At 42.0% G+C, this 16,917-nt stretch carries 17 protein-coding genes; 16 read left to right on the top strand and 1 reads right to left on the bottom strand.

Going from position 1 to position 16,917, the window contains the following annotated elements:
* The first annotated feature begins 1 nt into the window (after position 1).
* From NFR56_RS03815 to NFR56_RS03770, 10 genes are all read left to right on the top strand, one after another.
* Complete coding sequence (locus NFR56_RS03815; RefSeq protein WP_195189862.1) at positions 2-586, top strand: thymidine kinase; 585 nt, start codon at positions 2-4, stop codon at positions 584-586.
* A gap of 21 nt (positions 587-607) precedes the next feature.
* A complete protein-coding gene (locus tag NFR56_RS03810) occupies positions 608-1,087 on the top strand; it encodes a GNAT family N-acetyltransferase (RefSeq protein ID WP_251457821.1) in 480 nt (159 codons plus the stop codon).
* A gap of 9 nt (positions 1,088-1,096) precedes the next feature.
* Positions 1,097-2,176, top strand: coding sequence for a peptide chain release factor 1 (gene prfA / locus NFR56_RS03805; RefSeq protein ID WP_003007273.1), 1,080 nt, complete (start codon positions 1,097-1,099; stop codon positions 2,174-2,176).
* Positions 2,176-3,012, top strand: coding sequence for a peptide chain release factor N(5)-glutamine methyltransferase (prmC, locus tag NFR56_RS03800; RefSeq protein WP_003007276.1), 837 nt, complete (start codon positions 2,176-2,178; stop codon positions 3,010-3,012). The genes prfA and prmC overlap by 1 nt, the downstream gene beginning before the upstream one ends.
* Positions 2,999-3,610, top strand: coding sequence for an L-threonylcarbamoyladenylate synthase (locus tag NFR56_RS03795; RefSeq protein ID WP_251457801.1), 612 nt, complete (start codon positions 2,999-3,001; stop codon positions 3,608-3,610). The genes prmC and NFR56_RS03795 overlap by 14 nt, the downstream gene beginning before the upstream one ends.
* A gap of 38 nt (positions 3,611-3,648) precedes the next feature.
* The gene (glyA, locus tag NFR56_RS03790) at positions 3,649-4,905 is read left to right on the top strand and encodes a serine hydroxymethyltransferase (protein WP_150906071.1); all 1,257 of its coding nucleotides are present in this window, start codon (positions 3,649-3,651) and stop codon (positions 4,903-4,905) included.
* Between the two features lie 8 nt (positions 4,906-4,913).
* The gene (locus NFR56_RS03785) at positions 4,914-5,888 is read left to right on the top strand and encodes a nucleoid-associated protein (RefSeq protein WP_251457798.1); all 975 of its coding nucleotides are present in this window, start codon (positions 4,914-4,916) and stop codon (positions 5,886-5,888) included.
* Positions 5,888-6,490 carry a lysozyme family protein gene (locus NFR56_RS03780; RefSeq protein WP_003007284.1) on the top strand — a complete coding sequence of 201 codons (603 nt, stop codon included), beginning with the start codon at positions 5,888-5,890 and terminating at the stop codon, positions 6,488-6,490. Before NFR56_RS03785 ends, NFR56_RS03780 begins: the two co-directional genes overlap by 1 nt.
* A 356-nt stretch (positions 6,491-6,846) precedes the next feature.
* The gene (locus NFR56_RS03775) at positions 6,847-7,641 is read left to right on the top strand and encodes an alpha/beta hydrolase (RefSeq protein ID WP_414363363.1); all 795 of its coding nucleotides are present in this window, start codon (positions 6,847-6,849) and stop codon (positions 7,639-7,641) included.
* Positions 7,642-7,808: 167 nt separating this feature from the next.
* Entirely contained in the window at positions 7,809-8,819 is a 1,011-nt protein-coding gene (locus NFR56_RS03770; protein WP_251457834.1) for a DUF1002 domain-containing protein, read from the top strand.
* Between the two features lie 172 nt (positions 8,820-8,991).
* On the opposite strand, the gene guaA is transcribed toward NFR56_RS03770, so the two are convergent.
* Positions 8,992-10,557, bottom strand: a complete 1,566-nt coding sequence (gene guaA, locus NFR56_RS03765; protein WP_003001420.1) for a glutamine-hydrolyzing GMP synthase — start codon at positions 10,555-10,557, stop codon at positions 8,992-8,994.
* Between the two features lie 128 nt (positions 10,558-10,685).
* Between guaA and NFR56_RS03760 the strand changes: the two genes are divergently transcribed.
* From NFR56_RS03760 to NFR56_RS03735, 6 genes are all read left to right on the top strand, one after another.
* Positions 10,686-11,384 (top strand): GntR family transcriptional regulator, encoded by a 699-nt coding sequence (locus NFR56_RS03760; RefSeq protein WP_003016564.1) that lies wholly within the window; start codon positions 10,686-10,688, stop codon positions 11,382-11,384.
* A gap of 238 nt (positions 11,385-11,622) precedes the next feature.
* Positions 11,623-12,900 carry a glycosyltransferase gene (locus tag NFR56_RS03755; protein WP_251457792.1) on the top strand — a complete coding sequence of 426 codons (1,278 nt, stop codon included), beginning with the start codon at positions 11,623-11,625 and terminating at the stop codon, positions 12,898-12,900.
* Positions 12,897-13,874 (top strand): NAD-dependent epimerase/dehydratase family protein, encoded by a 978-nt coding sequence (locus NFR56_RS03750; protein ID WP_251457789.1) that lies wholly within the window; start codon positions 12,897-12,899, stop codon positions 13,872-13,874. The genes NFR56_RS03755 and NFR56_RS03750 overlap by 4 nt, the downstream gene beginning before the upstream one ends.
* Positions 13,849-14,676, top strand: a complete 828-nt coding sequence (locus NFR56_RS03745; RefSeq protein WP_251457786.1) for an MBL fold metallo-hydrolase — start codon at positions 13,849-13,851, stop codon at positions 14,674-14,676. The genes NFR56_RS03750 and NFR56_RS03745 overlap by 26 nt, the downstream gene beginning before the upstream one ends.
* Entirely contained in the window at positions 14,642-15,907 is a 1,266-nt protein-coding gene (locus tag NFR56_RS03740) for a F390 synthetase-related protein (protein ID WP_070674138.1), read from the top strand. The genes NFR56_RS03745 and NFR56_RS03740 overlap by 35 nt, the downstream gene beginning before the upstream one ends.
* 12 nt (positions 15,908-15,919) lie before the next feature.
* Positions 15,920-16,864, top strand: coding sequence for a 3-oxoacyl-[acyl-carrier-protein] synthase III C-terminal domain-containing protein (locus NFR56_RS03735; protein WP_118398309.1), 945 nt, complete (start codon positions 15,920-15,922; stop codon positions 16,862-16,864).
* Positions 16,865-16,917: the final 53 nt, after the last annotated feature.

Here is a 16,917-nt window from a genome sequence, read left to right as displayed (position 1 = left end):
AATGGCACAATTATATTATAAATATGGGACCATGAACTCGGGGAAAACCATTGAGATCTTGAAGGTGGCCCATAATTATGAAGAGCAAGGCAAGGGCGTCGTCATCATGACCTCGGCAATCGATACCAGAGATGGAGTAGGAGTGGTTTCTAGTCGGATCGGTATGAAACGAGAAGCCGTTGCAATTGAAGACGATACGGATATCTTTGGCTTTATTAAAAACCAAACGATCAAACCTTACTGTGTCTTAATCGATGAAGCCCAGTTTTTGAAACGACACCATGTCTATGACTTGGCAAGAGTCGTGGATGAACTGGATGTGCCGGTCATGGCTTTTGGCCTCAAAAATGATTTCCGAAATGAACTCTTTGAAGGTTCCAAACACCTCCTCTTGTTAGCCGACAAAATTGAGGAGATCAAAACCATCTGCCAATACTGTTCCCGCAAGGCGACCATGGTCTTGCGTACCCAAGCGGGCAAACCTGTCTACGATGGAGAGCAGATCCAGATTGGTGGACACGAGACCTATATCTCCGTTTGCCGCAAGCATTATTTTAATCCAGACATACCAACCGAAAGCGTCTAGAACGTTTTAGAGAGGATAATAATGTCTATTTGTTTAAAAGAAATTACAATAGAGAATTATTTTGACGTTTTAAATCTAGAAGTTCATCCAAATCAAAGGAATTTTATTGCATCCAATTCCATTAGTTTAGCTGAAGCCTATGTATATGATAAAAATGGTGATTTTATAGCTCCCTTAGCAGTTTATGATAAGGAAGTATTAGTTGGTTTTGTTATGATTGCCTATGACCAGAAAATTGGGCTCAGCAAGGGGAACTACTTGTTATTTCGTTTTATGGTCGATAAACGATTTCAAGGTTTAGGCTATTTTAAACCGACTATGGATGCAGTCATTGACTTTGTTCGAACAGAGCCAGCTGGAAAAGCAACAAGTCTTTGGTTATCTTATGAACCGGAAAATCATCAAGCGAGATCTTGCTATCTCCATTATGGATTTAAAGAAACTGGCGAAGTCATAGAAAACGAAATTGTAGCAATCTATGATCTAACAACCAAGAATTAAGGAGCAAACATGAATATCTATGATCAACTACAAGCTGTAGAAGACCGATACGAAGAGTTAGGAGAATTACTGAGTGACCCAGATGTGGTCTCTGATACCAAACGCTTTATGGAGCTTTCAAAAGAAGAAGCTTCCACCCGTGACACGGTGACAGCTTACCGTGAGTACAAGCAAGTCCTTCAAAACATTGTTGACGCTGAGGAAATGATTAAAGAAGCAGGTGGCGATGCGGACTTGGAAGAAATGGCCAAGCAAGAACTTAAGGATGCTAAGGCTGAAAAAGAAGAGTACGAAGAAAAACTGAAGATCTTACTTCTTCCAAAAGATCCAAACGATGACAAGAACATTATTTTGGAAATCCGTGGAGCAGCTGGAGGAGACGAAGCCCAATTGTTTGCTGGCGACCTCTTACAAATGTACCAAAAATACGCGGAAAGCCAAGGCTGGCGTTTTGAAGTCATGGAAGCTTCCTACAATGGCGTTGGTGGGATCAAAGAAGTTGTAGCCATGGTTTCTGGTCAATCGGTTTATTCAAAACTCAAGTATGAATCTGGTGCCCACCGGGTACAACGGGTTCCTGTGACAGAAAGCCAAGGTCGTGTCCATACTTCGACTGCTACAGTTCTAGTTATGCCAGAAATCGAAGAAGTCGAGTACGACATTGATCCAAAAGACCTACGGATTGATATCTACCACGCATCTGGTGCAGGTGGACAGAACGTCAACAAGGTCGCAACAGCCGTTCGTATCGTCCACTTGCCAACCAATATCAAGGTCGAGATGCAAGAAGAACGGACCCAACAGAAGAACCGCGAAAAAGCCATGAAGATCATCCGTGCGCGTGTGGCTGACCACTTTGCTCAGATTGCCCAAGACGAGCAAGACGCTGAACGGAAGTCAACCATCGGTACTGGTGATCGTTCAGAGCGGATCCGGACTTACAACTTCCCTCAAAACCGTGTGACCGATCACCGGATTGGCTTGACCCTTCAAAAACTGGATACCATCTTATCTGGTAAATTAGATGAAGTGGTCGATGCTTTGGTCTTGTATGATCAAACACAAAAACTAGAAGAGTTGAACAAATAATGTTGTTGGGACCATTATTAGCCCAGTATGAAGAAGAATTAATAGCCGTTGGAGAGGAAGCAGAAAGCCTCTCCTTCGCGTATCGTGCTTTAAAAAACTGGACTTTTACAGACTTTGTCCTTGCCTTGCAAAAAGAAGTGGAAGTAGAGGATCAGGCCTTGCTTCTATCCATCTTTGAGCAGTTGAAACATCACGTCCCTGCCCAGTATATTATTGGTAGTGCAGAATTCTGTGGCCATGTTTTTACAGTGGATGAGCGCGTGCTGATTCCACGCCCAGAAACAGAGGAGTTGGTGGCTCTAATTCTCGAAGAAAACGATGAGAAAGCCTTACGAGTTCTGGATATTGGTACAGGAAGTGGTGCTATCGCTATTAGCTTAGCCCTTGCTAGACCTACCTGGCAGGTTCAAGCTAGTGATGTCTCAGAAGAGGCATTAGCCCTAGCTCAAGAAAATGCCAAGCAATTAGAAGCTGCCCTTGAATTCAAGTCGTCAGATGTACTGGACGAACTAGAAGGTCCTTATGACCTGATAGTGTCCAACCCTCCCTATATCTCTCGGGATGATGTAGAAGAGGTTGGAGCCAATGTTTTAGCCTCTGAACCTCACTTAGCTCTTTTTGCGGATCGTGATGGATATGCCATCTACGAAAAGATTGCCCAGCAAGCACCAAGTGTTTTAACACCAGACGGAAAGATCTATCTAGAAATTGGCTATAAGCAAGGAGCCAAAGTAAAAGAGCTCTTTCAAGAAGCGTTTCCTGACAAACGCGTTCGAGTTCTGAAAGACCAATTTGGACAAGATAGAATGGTAGTAGTAGACAATGGATCACATTGAGAAAGAATTAGAAGCAGGCCGTGCGGTTATTCTGCCAACTGAAACAGTCTATGGTATTTTCGCTAAAGCTTTGGACCAAGAGGCAGTTGATTATATTTACGAATTAAAACGTAGGCCTAGAGAAAAGGCTCTGAATTTAAATGTAGCCGATGAAGATACAATTCGAATTTATTCGAAAGATCAACCTAGCTATTTAACAAAACTGATTGATTCATTTTTACCAGGGCCTCTCACTATTATTCTTCAGGCAAATGAAAATGTACCTGGCTGGATTCATTCAGGCTTGGATACGGTTGGCTTCCGTATTCCGGCTCACCCAAAAACATTGGAATTAATTCGTAAATACGGTCCTTTGGTTGGTCCCTCAGCCAATCTTTCAGGTCATGCAAGTGGAACAAAGTATCAGGCTATTGTAAGCGAGTTTGATCAAGTGGTTCCTGGTATAGAGGATGATGACTTCTTGACTGGACAAGATTCAACTATTTTGGATATCTCTGGTTCCAAGGCCAGGATTTTGCGGCAAGGTTCGATTACAAAAGCTGATTTGCTTGCACAAGTGCCAGAGCTTTCCTTTGAGGATGATAAACTTCCTCAGTGATAATGTACATAAATAATTTTTTATAAAGGAGTAGACCGATGATTTTTGATAAAGAAGATTACAAAGCCTATGATGCAGACCTATGGAATGCGATCGCTAAAGAAGAAGAGCGTCAACAAAACAATATTGAGTTGATTGCTTCTGAAAATGTTGTCTCTAAGGCAGTGATGGCTGCTCAAGGGTCTATTCTGACCAATAAATATGCCGAAGGCTATCCTGGTCGTCGTTACTATGGCGGGACAGATGTGGTCGATGTGGTCGAAAGTCTCGCGATCGAACGGGCCAAAGAAATCTTTGGGGCTAAATTTGCAAACGTTCAACCGCATTCAGGAAGTCAGGCAAACTGTGCTGCCTATATGGCCTTGATTGAGCCTGGTGATACTGTCATGGGGATGGATCTAGCTGCCGGTGGGCATTTGACGCACGGAGCTACTGTGAGCTTCTCTGGTCAAACCTATAACTTTGTGTCTTATAGTGTAGATCCTGAAACAGAGCTCTTGGATTTTGATGCCATCTTAAAACAAGCCCAAGAAGTGAAGCCAAAACTCATCGTTGCTGGTGCCTCAGCCTACTCTCATATTATTGATTTCTCAAAATTCCGTGAGATTGCAGATGCAGTAGGAGCTAAGCTCATGGTTGATATGGCCCATATTGCTGGTCTCGTGGCAGCAGGTCTCCATCCAAGTCCAGTTCCTTATGCACATATCACGACAACGACCACTCACAAGACCCTTCGTGGCCCTCGTGGAGGCCTAATCTTGACCAATGATGAGGAATTAGCTAAGAAAATAAACTCTGCTATTTTCCCTGGTATTCAGGGAGGACCTTTAGAGCATGTCATTGCTGCCAAAGCTGTCGCTTTCAAAGAAGCGCTGGATCCTGCCTTTAAAGAGTATGCAGCTAATGTGATTAAGAACAGTCAGGCCATGGCTGATGTCTTTTTGCAAGATCCTGATTTCCGCGTTATTTCAGGCGGAACAGAGAACCACCTTTTCCTTGTCGACGTCACTAAAGTCGTTGAAAATGGGAAAGTGGCGCAAAACTTGTTGGATGAAGTCAATATCACCCTCAACAAGAACTCTATTCCTTATGAAACCTTGTCTCCATTTAAGACCAGTGGGATTCGGATAGGTGCAGCAGCCATCACCGCTCGTGGTTTTGGTGAAAAAGAAAGTCGCACCGTTGCTGAACTCATGATCAAAGCGCTGAAGAATGCGGACAATCAAGAAGTATTAGACGAAGTGCGTAGCCAAGTTAAAGCCTTGACAGACGCCTTTCCACTTTACGAGGACTAAACCATCTTATGGATATTTACGTAAAAAAAGCCATCATTCATCAATTTAGCCCAGACGATACCGATCTCTATTTGGCAGATAAATTTCTCAATATCACGCCTAAAATCGAGGAATACTTGCGTAAGAAGATTGAACGGGTCTACTCGGATGAAGCCAGAACCGGTATTTTCGAAGAGGACAATCCTTTTCTTGAGATGATCTCAGATGACCTATTAGAAACTTCGGTCGCAGTAGCGAATCGCTGGAAGGAAGAATTTGTCATCTCTGAGAATCAAAAGACCAACGATTTGGTGTTCATTCAATTCTCAAAAGAAGGGGTGGACCATTTTGCCTTTCTTCGGATCGCCTTACGGGAAACCCTGACGCATCTTGGTGGTGAAGTGGACAATCCGATTAAGCTGACGCAAAATAATTTGCCTGGTTTTGGGACTGGTGCTGATGAGGCCTTGGTCATCAATCTTCAAAGTCGTAAATACCACTTGATTGAAAAACGGATCAAGTACAACGGGACTTTCTTGAACTATTTTTCTGAGAATCTGTTGCAGGCGCAACCCAAGATCTCTCCTAAAAAATCGATCAAGGCACTAGAAAAAACAGCCCAGAAGATTGCGGAAAGCTTTAACACAGATGATTTTCAATTTCAATCAAAGGTTAAATCAGCTATTTTTAACCATATTGAGGAAGAAAATAAACTCTCTCCTGAGAAATTAGCGGATGATCTTTTCAACGATAATTTGACAGCTCGCCTCAGTTTTATTGACCAAGTCAAAGAAGCTGTACCTGAGCCTGTCACCTTTGAAGAAATTGATGCAAGTCGCCAGTTGAAGAAGTTCGAAAATCAGAAATTGTCATTGTCAAATGGAATTGAACTAATCGTTCCGAATAATGTCTATGAAGATGCAGAATCTGTTGAATTTATTCTAAACGAGAACGGAACCTATTCTATTTTGATCAAAAATATTGAGGATATACAGAGTAAATAATGATTAAACGTATAGTGAAGATCTTCTTATTCATCTTACTAATATTTGGAATCTACAAGGGAATTCAGATCCACCATGATGTCAAACAAGTCATGCAGTACCGCTCCCTGGTTAGAGAAGTCCTTGCTGAGGAGGACACCACGGCCAATGAAAACCTCATTCTTGCTATGATCTATACTGAGACCAAAGGTCGAGAGGACGATGTCATGCAGGCAAGTGAGAGTGCAAGTGGTGAAACCAATACCATTAGTGATAATAAGGCCAGTATTCGCCAAGGTATTCAGACTCTTTCAGATGAGTTAAAAGAAGCCAAGAAAAAAGGCGTTGATAGCTGGACAGCCGTTCAAGCCTATAATTTTGGGAAAGACTACATCGATTACGTCGCAAAACACGGTGGGACAAATTCCCTAGAGTTGGCCCGCGCTTATTCACGGGATGTAGTAGCGCCAAGTCTTGGCAATGTAACCGGTGAGACTTATCTTTACCTCCACCCTATCTCTCTTTTAAACGGGATGGAACTCTACATTAATGGGGGTAACATTTATTATTCCCGTTTGGTAGAAACCAATATGACGATTATGAAGTTATTTTCATGGTTTTAATCAATCAATTCAGAGAGAGTGGGACAGAAATCGGTAATTCGTTAGAATTCGATTTCGTCGTCCCACCTCCGCACAGTTGAGTAGGGCTGTAAAAGCTGATGAAATCAGCGTAGTAGAGTCCACTCAACCACTGCGTCTTGCTCGACAATCCAAAAACAATCAAGAGGCTAGGACTTTTGTCCCAGCCTTTCTTTTAATCTTACGATCTTTTGTGTATTTTAGCTCTTTCATTCTCAATATTTTGAAATCATTGAATAGCTATGATAAAATACTAGTTAGTTTTAAATTATCTTGAGGAGTTCCTATTGAACAAAAAATCATTCTACGGGCTGCTTTTGGGGTTGATTCTCCTATGTATCTCATTTTTTGGGAAGTATCAACAAAAAACGCAGCTGGACCACACGAATTACCTACAAAGTAGTCGTCCTACCTTATTTTTTCATGGTTATGGATCGAGTGCCAATGCAGAAAAACATATGACAGATTCGGCAAAAAAAGCAGGGGTGACACAAACCGTCATCACTGCAAACGTGGCTGAAGATGGGCAGGTAAGGCTGACAGGGACCATTCCAAAAGGTGCAGTCAATCCAATTATCAAAGTGGAATACCAAAACAATCGCACGCCCGATCCAAAAGTCATCAGCAATTATGCCTATCAGGTAGTCAAAAAGCTTCAAGACACCTATCATTTCAAAGAAATGAACCTTGTCGCTCATTCTATGGGAAATATGTCTGTCTTATATTATCTTCTAGAACATGGAAGTGATGAGAATTTACCAAAAATTATCAAGCAGGTCGCCATTGCAAACCATGTTGCTGGACTCGAAGGGATGAACCTACCCCAGGGGTTGACTCTAGATACGCAAAATGGTAAACCCTCCGCAATGAATGAGCAGTACCAGCATCTTTTAGCTCTTCGGGAAGTCTATCCTGAAAATCAAATCGATGTGCTTAATATCTATGGTGATATCGGTGGAGAGACGGATGGATCGGTTCTCAATGTTTCTTCGAAAGCCCTTCGCTACCTAGTAGTAGAGCGCGCAAAAAGCTACCGTGAAGAAAAGATTGATGGTAAAGGTGCCCAGCATAGCCAACTTCATGAAAATCCAATAGTAGATAAGCTGTTGATCCAGTTTCTTTGGGGAAAATAAAAATGTCATGCATTCTTAAAAAAACTGTAAGCTAGTTTTAAGAAATCAACTGTATAATGAAAATTGAAGTGGGTAAACTCTTTATTTACTTCTTTTTTCATCTCTAGTGAGGTGAGAAAGGTAATAAGAGATACCCGGAGTTGATTTGAATTAGAAAGAAGAAAATGATGAAAATAAAGAAGATTGCATTGTTTGTAACAACGACTTTTGCCTTGTTTACAGCTGTCCCACGTGTTTCTGCAGATAGCAATGTGCAGAAAGTCATTGATGAAACCTATGTCAAGCCAGACTATGTTTTGGGCTATTCGCTGGACCAAAGTCAAATCGAACAAACCTTGAGTCTCTTGAACTACGATAGTTCAAAAGATAAAGAAGAGTGGAAGACCATGACACCAGAGGTTTATTCTTCGATTATGAACGTTGCCAACGATGATAGTTTGGAACTTTATTCCTCTGTTAAAATTCAAAAATTAGGCAAAAATAAGCCACTAGAAGTCAATATCGTGACACCTCAAAACATCACCAAGGTCACTGCAGATATGTATCGTAATGCAGCCGTTACACTTGGATTAGAGCATGCTCAAATTACAGTAGCTTCTCCTATACAGGTGACTGGTGAAAGTGCCTTGGCCGGGATCTATTACTCGCTTGAGAAAAATGGTGCCAAAGTTTCTCAAGAAAGCAAAGATCTGGCCCAAGAAGAGTTAAAGACTCTATCCGGGATCAATGAAGAAAACGCTGGTAAGAAAAACTTCGATGCGGATAAGTTAAACGTAGCATTGACCGACATTAAAACAGCAGTAGCCAATGCTAAACAGAACAATCAGGATTTAAGCAAGGATGATATTCGAAAGATCGTCGAAGAAACCCTGAAAAATTATAAGCTAGATACAACCGTGACGGGTAACCAGATCAATTTGATCGTGAATTTCGCAGTCAACCTCTCAAAGAGTAGTGTCATCAGTAGCAAAAGCTTTACGAAGACCTTGTCGGACTTGAAAGATAGTATCGTGGATAAAGCAGGCGATACCTTTAACAATATCAATCTCAATTTTGATACAGATGCTATTCTAAAAGACAGTGGAAACTTCTTTACAAATGCGTGGAATGCCATTGCCGGCTTCTTCGGAGCCATCTGGAATGCCATTGTCAAATTCTTTAGTGGTTTAGTTGGCTAATAATAGCAGAAAAGCACTACTGACAATAAGTCAGAGTGCTTTTTGTGTGTGGTTTCCTATTTTTATACTTAATTAGAAATTTTATGTTAAGCTCGTGAATCAAGGTCCACTGGACCTTAGACTCGCTTTTCTATTTCTTAGCTCGTAAAAAAAGGTCCCCCGGACCTTTTTTTTATTCCCACTCTACAGTTGCAGGTGGTTTACTTGTGATATCGTAGACGATGCGGTTGACGTGGTCAACTTCATTTACAATACGAACTGAGATTTTTTGGAGTACTTCCCATGGAATCTTCGCAAAGTCTGCTGTCATTCCATCGATAGAAGTGATAGCACGGATGGCGATTGTGTAGTCATAGGTACGGCCGTCACCCATAACACCTACGGAACGAACGCCTGTATTGACAGTGAAGTATTGCCAGATATCGCGATCAAGACCAGCTTTGGCGATTTCTTCACGGAGGATAGCGTCTGATTCACGAACGGTTTCGAGTTTTTCTTCAGTGATTTCTCCCATAACACGGATGGCAAGACCTGGTCCTGGGAATGGTTGGCGCCATACGATGTGGTCCGGCATACCAAGCTCAGTACCAAGCGCACGAACTTCATCTTTATAAAGAGTGTTCAGTGGCTCGATCAGTTCAAACTGCATATCTTCTGGAAGTCCACCCACATTGTGGTGAGACTTGATGGTTTGAGCAGTATCCGTACCAGACTCGATCACGTCAGTGTATAGAGTTCCTTGTGCCAAGAATTTCACATCTTTGAGCTTACTTGCTTCGTCATCAAAGACATAAACAAACTCATTACCGATGATCTTCCGTTTTTTCTCAGGATCAGACACACCAGCTAACTTATCAAGGAAACGTTTTGCAGCATCTGCTTTGACAATGTTCAAACCAAACTTGCCACCAAGCATCTCCATCACTTGGTCAGCTTCCCCTTTACGAAGAAGACCGTGGTCTACAAAGATACAAATCAATTGATCGCCGATGGCTTTTTGAAGGAGAACCCCAACAACGGAAGAGTCAACACCACCTGAAAGACCAAGAAGGACACGTTTGTCTCCGACGGTTTCACGGATTTTTTTGATCTGCATGTCAATGAAGTTGTCCATGGTCCAGTCACCTTTAGCCCCACAGATGTTCAAGGCAAAGTTACGCAAGATGTCATAACCGTGAACAGAGTGACGAACCTCAGGGTGGAATTGGATTCCGTAGATTTTCTTGTCTGGATTTTCAATGGATGCAAATGGACAGTCAGCAGAAGTACCAGTGCGGATAAAGTCAGCCGGAATTTCTGTAACAGCATCTCCGTGACTCATCAAGACCAATTGTTTGTCTGGTGTGCCAGCAAAAAGAGCGGAAGATTCTGTCAAAGTCAGTTCGGATTGTCCATATTCGCGGTTACCAGCATCACCTGCAGGAACGACCTTCCCGCCCAATTTATGGGTCAATAATTGCATCCCGTAACAGATTCCAAGGATTGGAATACCGAGTTCGAAAATTTCAGGATCGATATCAAAAGAACCTTCCTCGTATACAGAGTTTGGTCCGCCTGAAAGAACGATCCCAACTGGATTGATTGCACGAACTTCATCAGCAGAAATCTTGTGGCTCTTCAACTCTGAGAAGACACCAATTTCACGAATCCGACGTGAAATAAGCTGATTGTATTGGCTGCCGTAGTCAAGCACAATGATTTTTTCAACATCATGCAAATCAGTTGATAGGTTTGTCATCTTATCCCCTTCTTAAAGAAATTTACTTTCCTCTATTCTAACACAAAAGCCTTGTCTTTACCAATCTCTGATTGAAGAATTAGGAATTTTACGCTACAATAGAGATAACACAGAGAAAGAGCAAGGTTATGATTCCAGCTTACATTCAAATTCATGATCAGATTAAGTCTGAGATTGATCAAAAAATATGGAAAATCGGGGAGCGTCTTCCCAGCGAACGCGATCTAGCTGAGAAATTTCAAGTGAGTCGGATGACGCTTCGTCAGGCTATTACCCTTCTGGTTGAAGAAGGAGTGCTTGAAAGACGTGTAGGAAGTGGTACCTTTATCACCAGCACGCGCGTTCAAGAAAAAATGCGAGGCACAACCAGTTTTACAGAGATTATGAAATCGCAAGGCAAGGAACCTTCTAGCCAAGTGATTTCTTACCGGAAAACCATTCCTAGCCTCCAAGAAGTGGACAAATTGGGCATTGATAAGACAGAAACCATCATTCGGATGGAACGGGTCCGGTATGCCGATGGGATCCCTGTTGTTTATGAAGTGGCCTCTATTCCAGAGAAATTTATTAAGAATTTCAATCGCGAAGAGGTTACCAGCCATTTCTTCCAAACCTTGGAGCGTCATGGTTATAAGATTGGAAAGTCGCACCAGACCATCTATGCGCGATTGGCCAAGGATAAGATTGCGGACTATTTACAGATTTCAAAAGGCCAGGCTATTTTAGGTCTGACACAGGTTTCTTATTTTGAAGATGGGACGGCTTTTGAGTATGTAAAAAGTCAGTATGTCGGCGAGCGGTTCGAATTTTATTTGGAAAATAACTAGGCTCGCAAATCGTAAAAATAGAAAACTCTTCAAATGTCCGAGGCAGATTCTCCGGGCATTTGGGAGCTTTTTTAGTGAGAACTCATTCTTTCTAAATAGTGATAGTAAAGGCAACATTGATAATTTTTAAAAATTTTTAAAAAAAATTTTATTTTTTCTTCAATTTTTGATTTTTTTTACGAATTAATAGATAGATGCAGGTTTTAAAGCTTAAATAAGAGATATAAGGCAGGAAAAAATGAAAAAAATTAAAATTGATGTGGTAGCTGTTCCCTTGAGTGGGCATCTGTACCCAACTTTAAATCTCGTTAAACCCTTATTAGATGATCCAACTATGGAAATCCGAGTTTTCACGGGTCCTCAGAAAAAAGCCGTCGCAGAAAGTCTCGGCTTCACAGTCGTTCCAATTCTAGAGGACAAAGTAGAAGAGTTTGAACGTGCGGCTAATAACGATAAGAAACACAATCTATTTTCAGCTTATCGGCAATTGTCTAGGAGTCTTGATTTGATTAATCATGTATCGGATCAATTGCTAGAGGAGTGGCGTGTCAATCGTCCAGATATTGTCATTGCTGACTTTATCACTCTATCAGCAGGCTTTGTGGCAGAAGAGTTGGAAATTCCTTGGATTACCACCATGGCAACCCAATTTGCAATCGAAACTCCTTATGGTCCTCCTTGCTTCTTCGGAGGGATGGGAATCGCGCGCACGAAGAAGGAAGAGAAGATCCAAGCACTATGCCGTAAACTCACGCGCATTGGAAAATACTGTGGGGCTTTCCTCTTACGCAAACGCTTAAAACGTTACAATTTCAAGTTGTACAATCAAAATGGAGTGGAGACCATCTACTCTCCTTATGCGATCTTTGGAATTGGTATGATGGAGCTAGAGTTGAAGACACATTTCCCTCATCAATATGCGTGGCTTGGCCCTTTGGGGACTTCTCTTGAAAAAGCAGAAGATTATCCTTTAGACATCAGTTCTTACGAGGACAAGACGAAGGTACTCGTGACATGTGGAACCCAGTTGCCTTGGGCAAAAGAGAACTTGCTAGAACAAACCAAGCAGTTGGCCAAAGAGCATCCAGAATGTCACTTTTTCGTCACCTTAGGAGATGGGGCAAAAGACTTTTCTGAAGAAGATGTAGCACCAAATGTGACGCTCGTCTCTTATCTGCCTTACAAAGAATATATTCCGCAGATGGACTATGTCATTCACCATGGAGGAGCTGGAATCTTTTATCAGTGTATCGAATTTAAAAAACCAGCCTTGATCTTGCCACATGATTATGACCAATTTGACTATGCGATTCGAGGAGTAGAAGCAGGAATTGCCTTTCAAGCTCATCGCAATCGCACCGAAGAGATTCAAGCAGGTTTTAATGCCCTATTAGAAAAAGAATCTTGGGAAAAGTTAGAAAGACTAAACAAACTTTCAAAAACCTACAAGCCGTTGGATACCTTGGAGTTTGAAATTCAACGATTATTAAGACGTGGAACGGATGGGAAACTATGAAAATACTTGTAACAGGTGCGACTGGCTTCCTTGGAAAATATGTGATCGATGAGTTGTTGGCTCACGATTATACCATTGTAGCCTTTGGCCGAAATGAAAAAATTGGGAAGACTCTGGAAAATGATCGCGTCCAATTTATCAAAGGGGATTTGAGCTCTATTGAGGAATTAAGACAAGCCTTTCAGTCTGTTGATGCTGTAGTTCATGCAGGAGCTTTATCCACTGCCTGGGGACCTTGGAAGGCCTTCTATCAGGCGAATGTAGTTGGCACTCAAAATGTCCTTGAATTGTGCCGTGAATATGCGGTAAAACGCTTGGTTTACGTATCTTCTCCTAGTATTTACGCGGCTGGAAAAGATCAATTAAACATCATGGAAAGTGATGCTCCAAAAGAAAATCACCTCAACAATTATATCCGAAGCAAATTGGTGTCTGAAAAACTTTTTTCTGACTATCCGGATGTGCCAAGTATCATCTTGCGTCCTAGAGGATTATTTGGTGTGGGGGATACCAGCATTTTGCCTCGTGTCTTACGCCTCAGTCGAAAAATTGGAATTCCTTTGATCCGAGGAGGAGAGCAGCTCATGGATATGACCTGTGTGGAGAATGTTGCCCTAGCCATTCGCTTGGCTCTGGAAGCAAAAGAAGCTCACGGACAAGTTTATAATATTACAAATGGGGAACCAAAGACCTTTAAGTATTTGATCGAAACAACATTAAAGGGATTGGGAGAGCCGATTCGCTATCGGAAGCTTCCAGCAGGTCTAGTAGCAGGTGCGGCTTATAGCCTTGAAGGGGTGTATCGATTCTTTCATCTGAAAGCCGAACCCCCATTGACTCGCTATACCTATTATCTCCTTCGATATAGCCAAACTCTCGATATTCAAAAGGCTCAAACCGAACTTGGCTACTATCCAAAAATGACCATTGAAGAAGGGATTGACAACTATGTCCAACATGATCAAGCGTATTGATTATTTTCCAGCAGGCTATTGTAGCAGTCATTCTGGTCTCTTATTTAAAGGGATTCCAAATGAAAAAATGCAATTTCCAGCAGGTGTCTTTTTGATTCATCATCGTGAAAAAGGCTATATTTTGTACGATACCGGCTATCACTACGAGATTAAGAAAAAAGCTCGGTATTTCTGGTACCGTCTAGCCACACCAATGCAGATGAAAAAAGAAGACCAGATCGATTATTTATTGCAAGAGCGTGGGATTGATCCAGCAGATATTACTTATGTGATTCTTTCTCATTTGCACCCTGATCATCTCGGTGGAGCAGCCCTTTTTCCAAATGCTCATTTCTTTGTCAGTCAGGAAGTCTATGAGGTGTACCAAAAACCGAAATTTAAAGATCTAATTTTTAAAGAGTTTTTGCCAGCTGATTTCAAGGATCGGGTGACTTGTCTCAAAGCAAATCAAAGGCATCCTGCTTTCCCTTACCTCCCGACTGCGGATCTTTTTGGGGATGGGAGCATTCTTGTTTCGTCCATCGATGGGCATGCGAGAGGGCAAGGCTGTCTTTATCTGGATGAGCTCAAGCTCTTTATTGGAGCAGATCTTTCTTGGGGAGTAGACCTCTTGCCTTACACAGGGCAAATGCGACTGATTCCTTCCTTGGTTCAGGATGATAAGAAGGCTTATTTAAAAGGAGCTGATTTTCTGGAGACACTCTTGCAAGATGGTATTCAAGTTGTTGTCAGCCACGACCCGCAAGATCGGATTGAAAGGATTTTAAATGAAAAAAACAGTCTTTCTGAAAACCTTTATTGAAACCAGATGGTGCCACCGATTCCGTTCAAAAGAGGCCTTGAAGCGATACCAAGATAAGCAATTGGCACGCTACCATGCATTTATCACTTCTCAATCTCCCTATTTTCAAACCCATTCTCCCGAATCCTTTGGAACGATGGATAAATCGTTTATGATGACACATTTCAATGAACTCAATACCCTAGGGGTGGATCGAGATCAGGCTTTAGAAATGGCGATTCGCGGAGAACAGACGCGAGATTTTACTGAGATGAATGGAGAAGTAGCAGTAGGCTTGTCTTCTGGGACTTCAGGCCACCGAGGAGTTTTTGTCACCACAGAAAAAGAAAGAAGCATGTGGGCTGCAGCGATCTTAGCCAAGATGCTACCGAAAGGAAAACTGTTTGGTCATCGCATTGCCTTTTTCTTACGAGCGGACAATGAACTTTATCAAACCATTAATTCAGGCCTTATTCGCTTGGAATATTTTGATATTTTCAAGGATAGCAAGGAGCATTTAGAGCGTCTCAAAGACTATCAACCAACCATTGTGGTCGCACCAGCTTCAACCTTGATTGAGTTAGCCAACTATGTCAGCAATCAGCAACTTGCGATTCAACCTGTCAAGGTTGTTTCTGTCGCAGAGATCCTAGAAGATCGAGATGCACAGACCATCGCCAAAGCTTTTCAACTAGACAAGGTTGATCAGGTCTATCAAGCGACAGAGGGATTTTTAGCTTGTACCTGTTCAGAAGGCAATCTACATCTCAACGAAGATATTTTGTCTGTCGAAAAAGAGTATCTTGATGATAGCCGCTTTTATCCGATTATTACGGATTTCAAACGAACCAGTCAACCTATCTATCGCTACCGCCTCAATGATATTTTGGTGGAAGAAAAGTCTCCTTGCCCTTGTGGTTCCGTCTTTACTCGAATCGCAAAGATCGAAGGACGATCGGACGATATCTTCTATTTCAATAAAGAAGATGGCAGTAGCCAGATAATCTATCCGGATTTTATTCGACGGTGCATTCTCTTTGTCGAAAATATTCAGGACTATCAAGTAACTCAGTTGGCAGATGGATCCATTACCATTGCCTTGAGTCACCGGACAGAGTCTATGGAGCAAGCGATCTTTGCTCAATTTGAACTCTTAGCTCAGCAAAAACAATTCATTCTCCCAAGTATTCAATTTATCGATTACCAATGGGACCCAACACGTAAATTAAAACGTGTTCAACGACTTCAATAAAAGGAGAATCCTATGACTACTGTAAAAAGACATTTGCAAATTAAAGGCTATGGAACAGCGCTTCCAGCTCATACCGTAACTTTCAAAGACCAGACTCGTTACCGCGTGAAAGAAGGAGAAGAAACACAGATTGATCTTGCAGCGCGTGCGATTGAAGTGGCTTTAAACCATGCGGGGCTTGAAATGGCAGACATCGACTGCCTGGTTTCGGCTAGTGCGGTTGGAGTTCAGCCCATTCCTTGTACAGCTGCTTTGATCCATGAGCGCGTGGCCAAGGGACTGACGATTCCTGCTATGGATATCAACACCACTTGTACCAGTTTTGTATCTGCTTTAAGCACCATTTCTTATCTGATTGAAGGTGGTGAATACCAACGGGTTCTGATTGTATCAAGTGAAGTAGGAAGCCTAGGGCTGAATCCTAAACAAAAAGAAAGTTTTGAACTGTTTAGCGATGGAGCTGCAGCCTTTATTTTTGAAGCAACAAAGGAAGATAAAGGAATCATTGCCAGTATGCAACGTACCTGGTCTGAGGGAGCCCATGACACCGAAATTCGTGGTGGTTTGACAGCGTATCATCCGAAATTGTACTCTGAAGCAACCAAGACTGATTTCATGTTTGATATGAAAGGGAAGAAGATTCTTTTGCTTTCTGCCCGTGTTATTCCAGAAATGTTCCAAGAATTCCAAGAGAAATCAGGCATTTCTAAAGATGCTGTAGACTATATTATTCCTCACCAAGCAAGTCGTGCCTTACCACTCGTCATGGACAAATTGGGCGTTGGCAAAGACAAGTACCTCAATATTGTCAGTGATTATGGAAATATGGTTTCGGTAGCCGTGCCTTTCGGCCTAGCCTATGCACTGGATCATGGCTATGTGAAGGAAGGAGATACCATCTTCTTGATGGGGACTGCAGCAGGGATGACAGTCAATATGTTGGCACTGAAACTTTAATGATGAATCCTCTTATTTCAAGCTCAAAAAGCATTAAGTCCCGCTAGTCTTTA

The sequence above is a fragment of the Streptococcus caecimuris genome (assembly GCF_943193075.1).
Classification (GTDB): Bacteria; Bacillota; Bacilli; order Lactobacillales; family Streptococcaceae; genus Streptococcus; species Streptococcus caecimuris.
The sequence above is the reverse complement of the archived record's forward strand: the minus strand, read 5'-3'. Positions and strand labels throughout refer to the sequence as shown.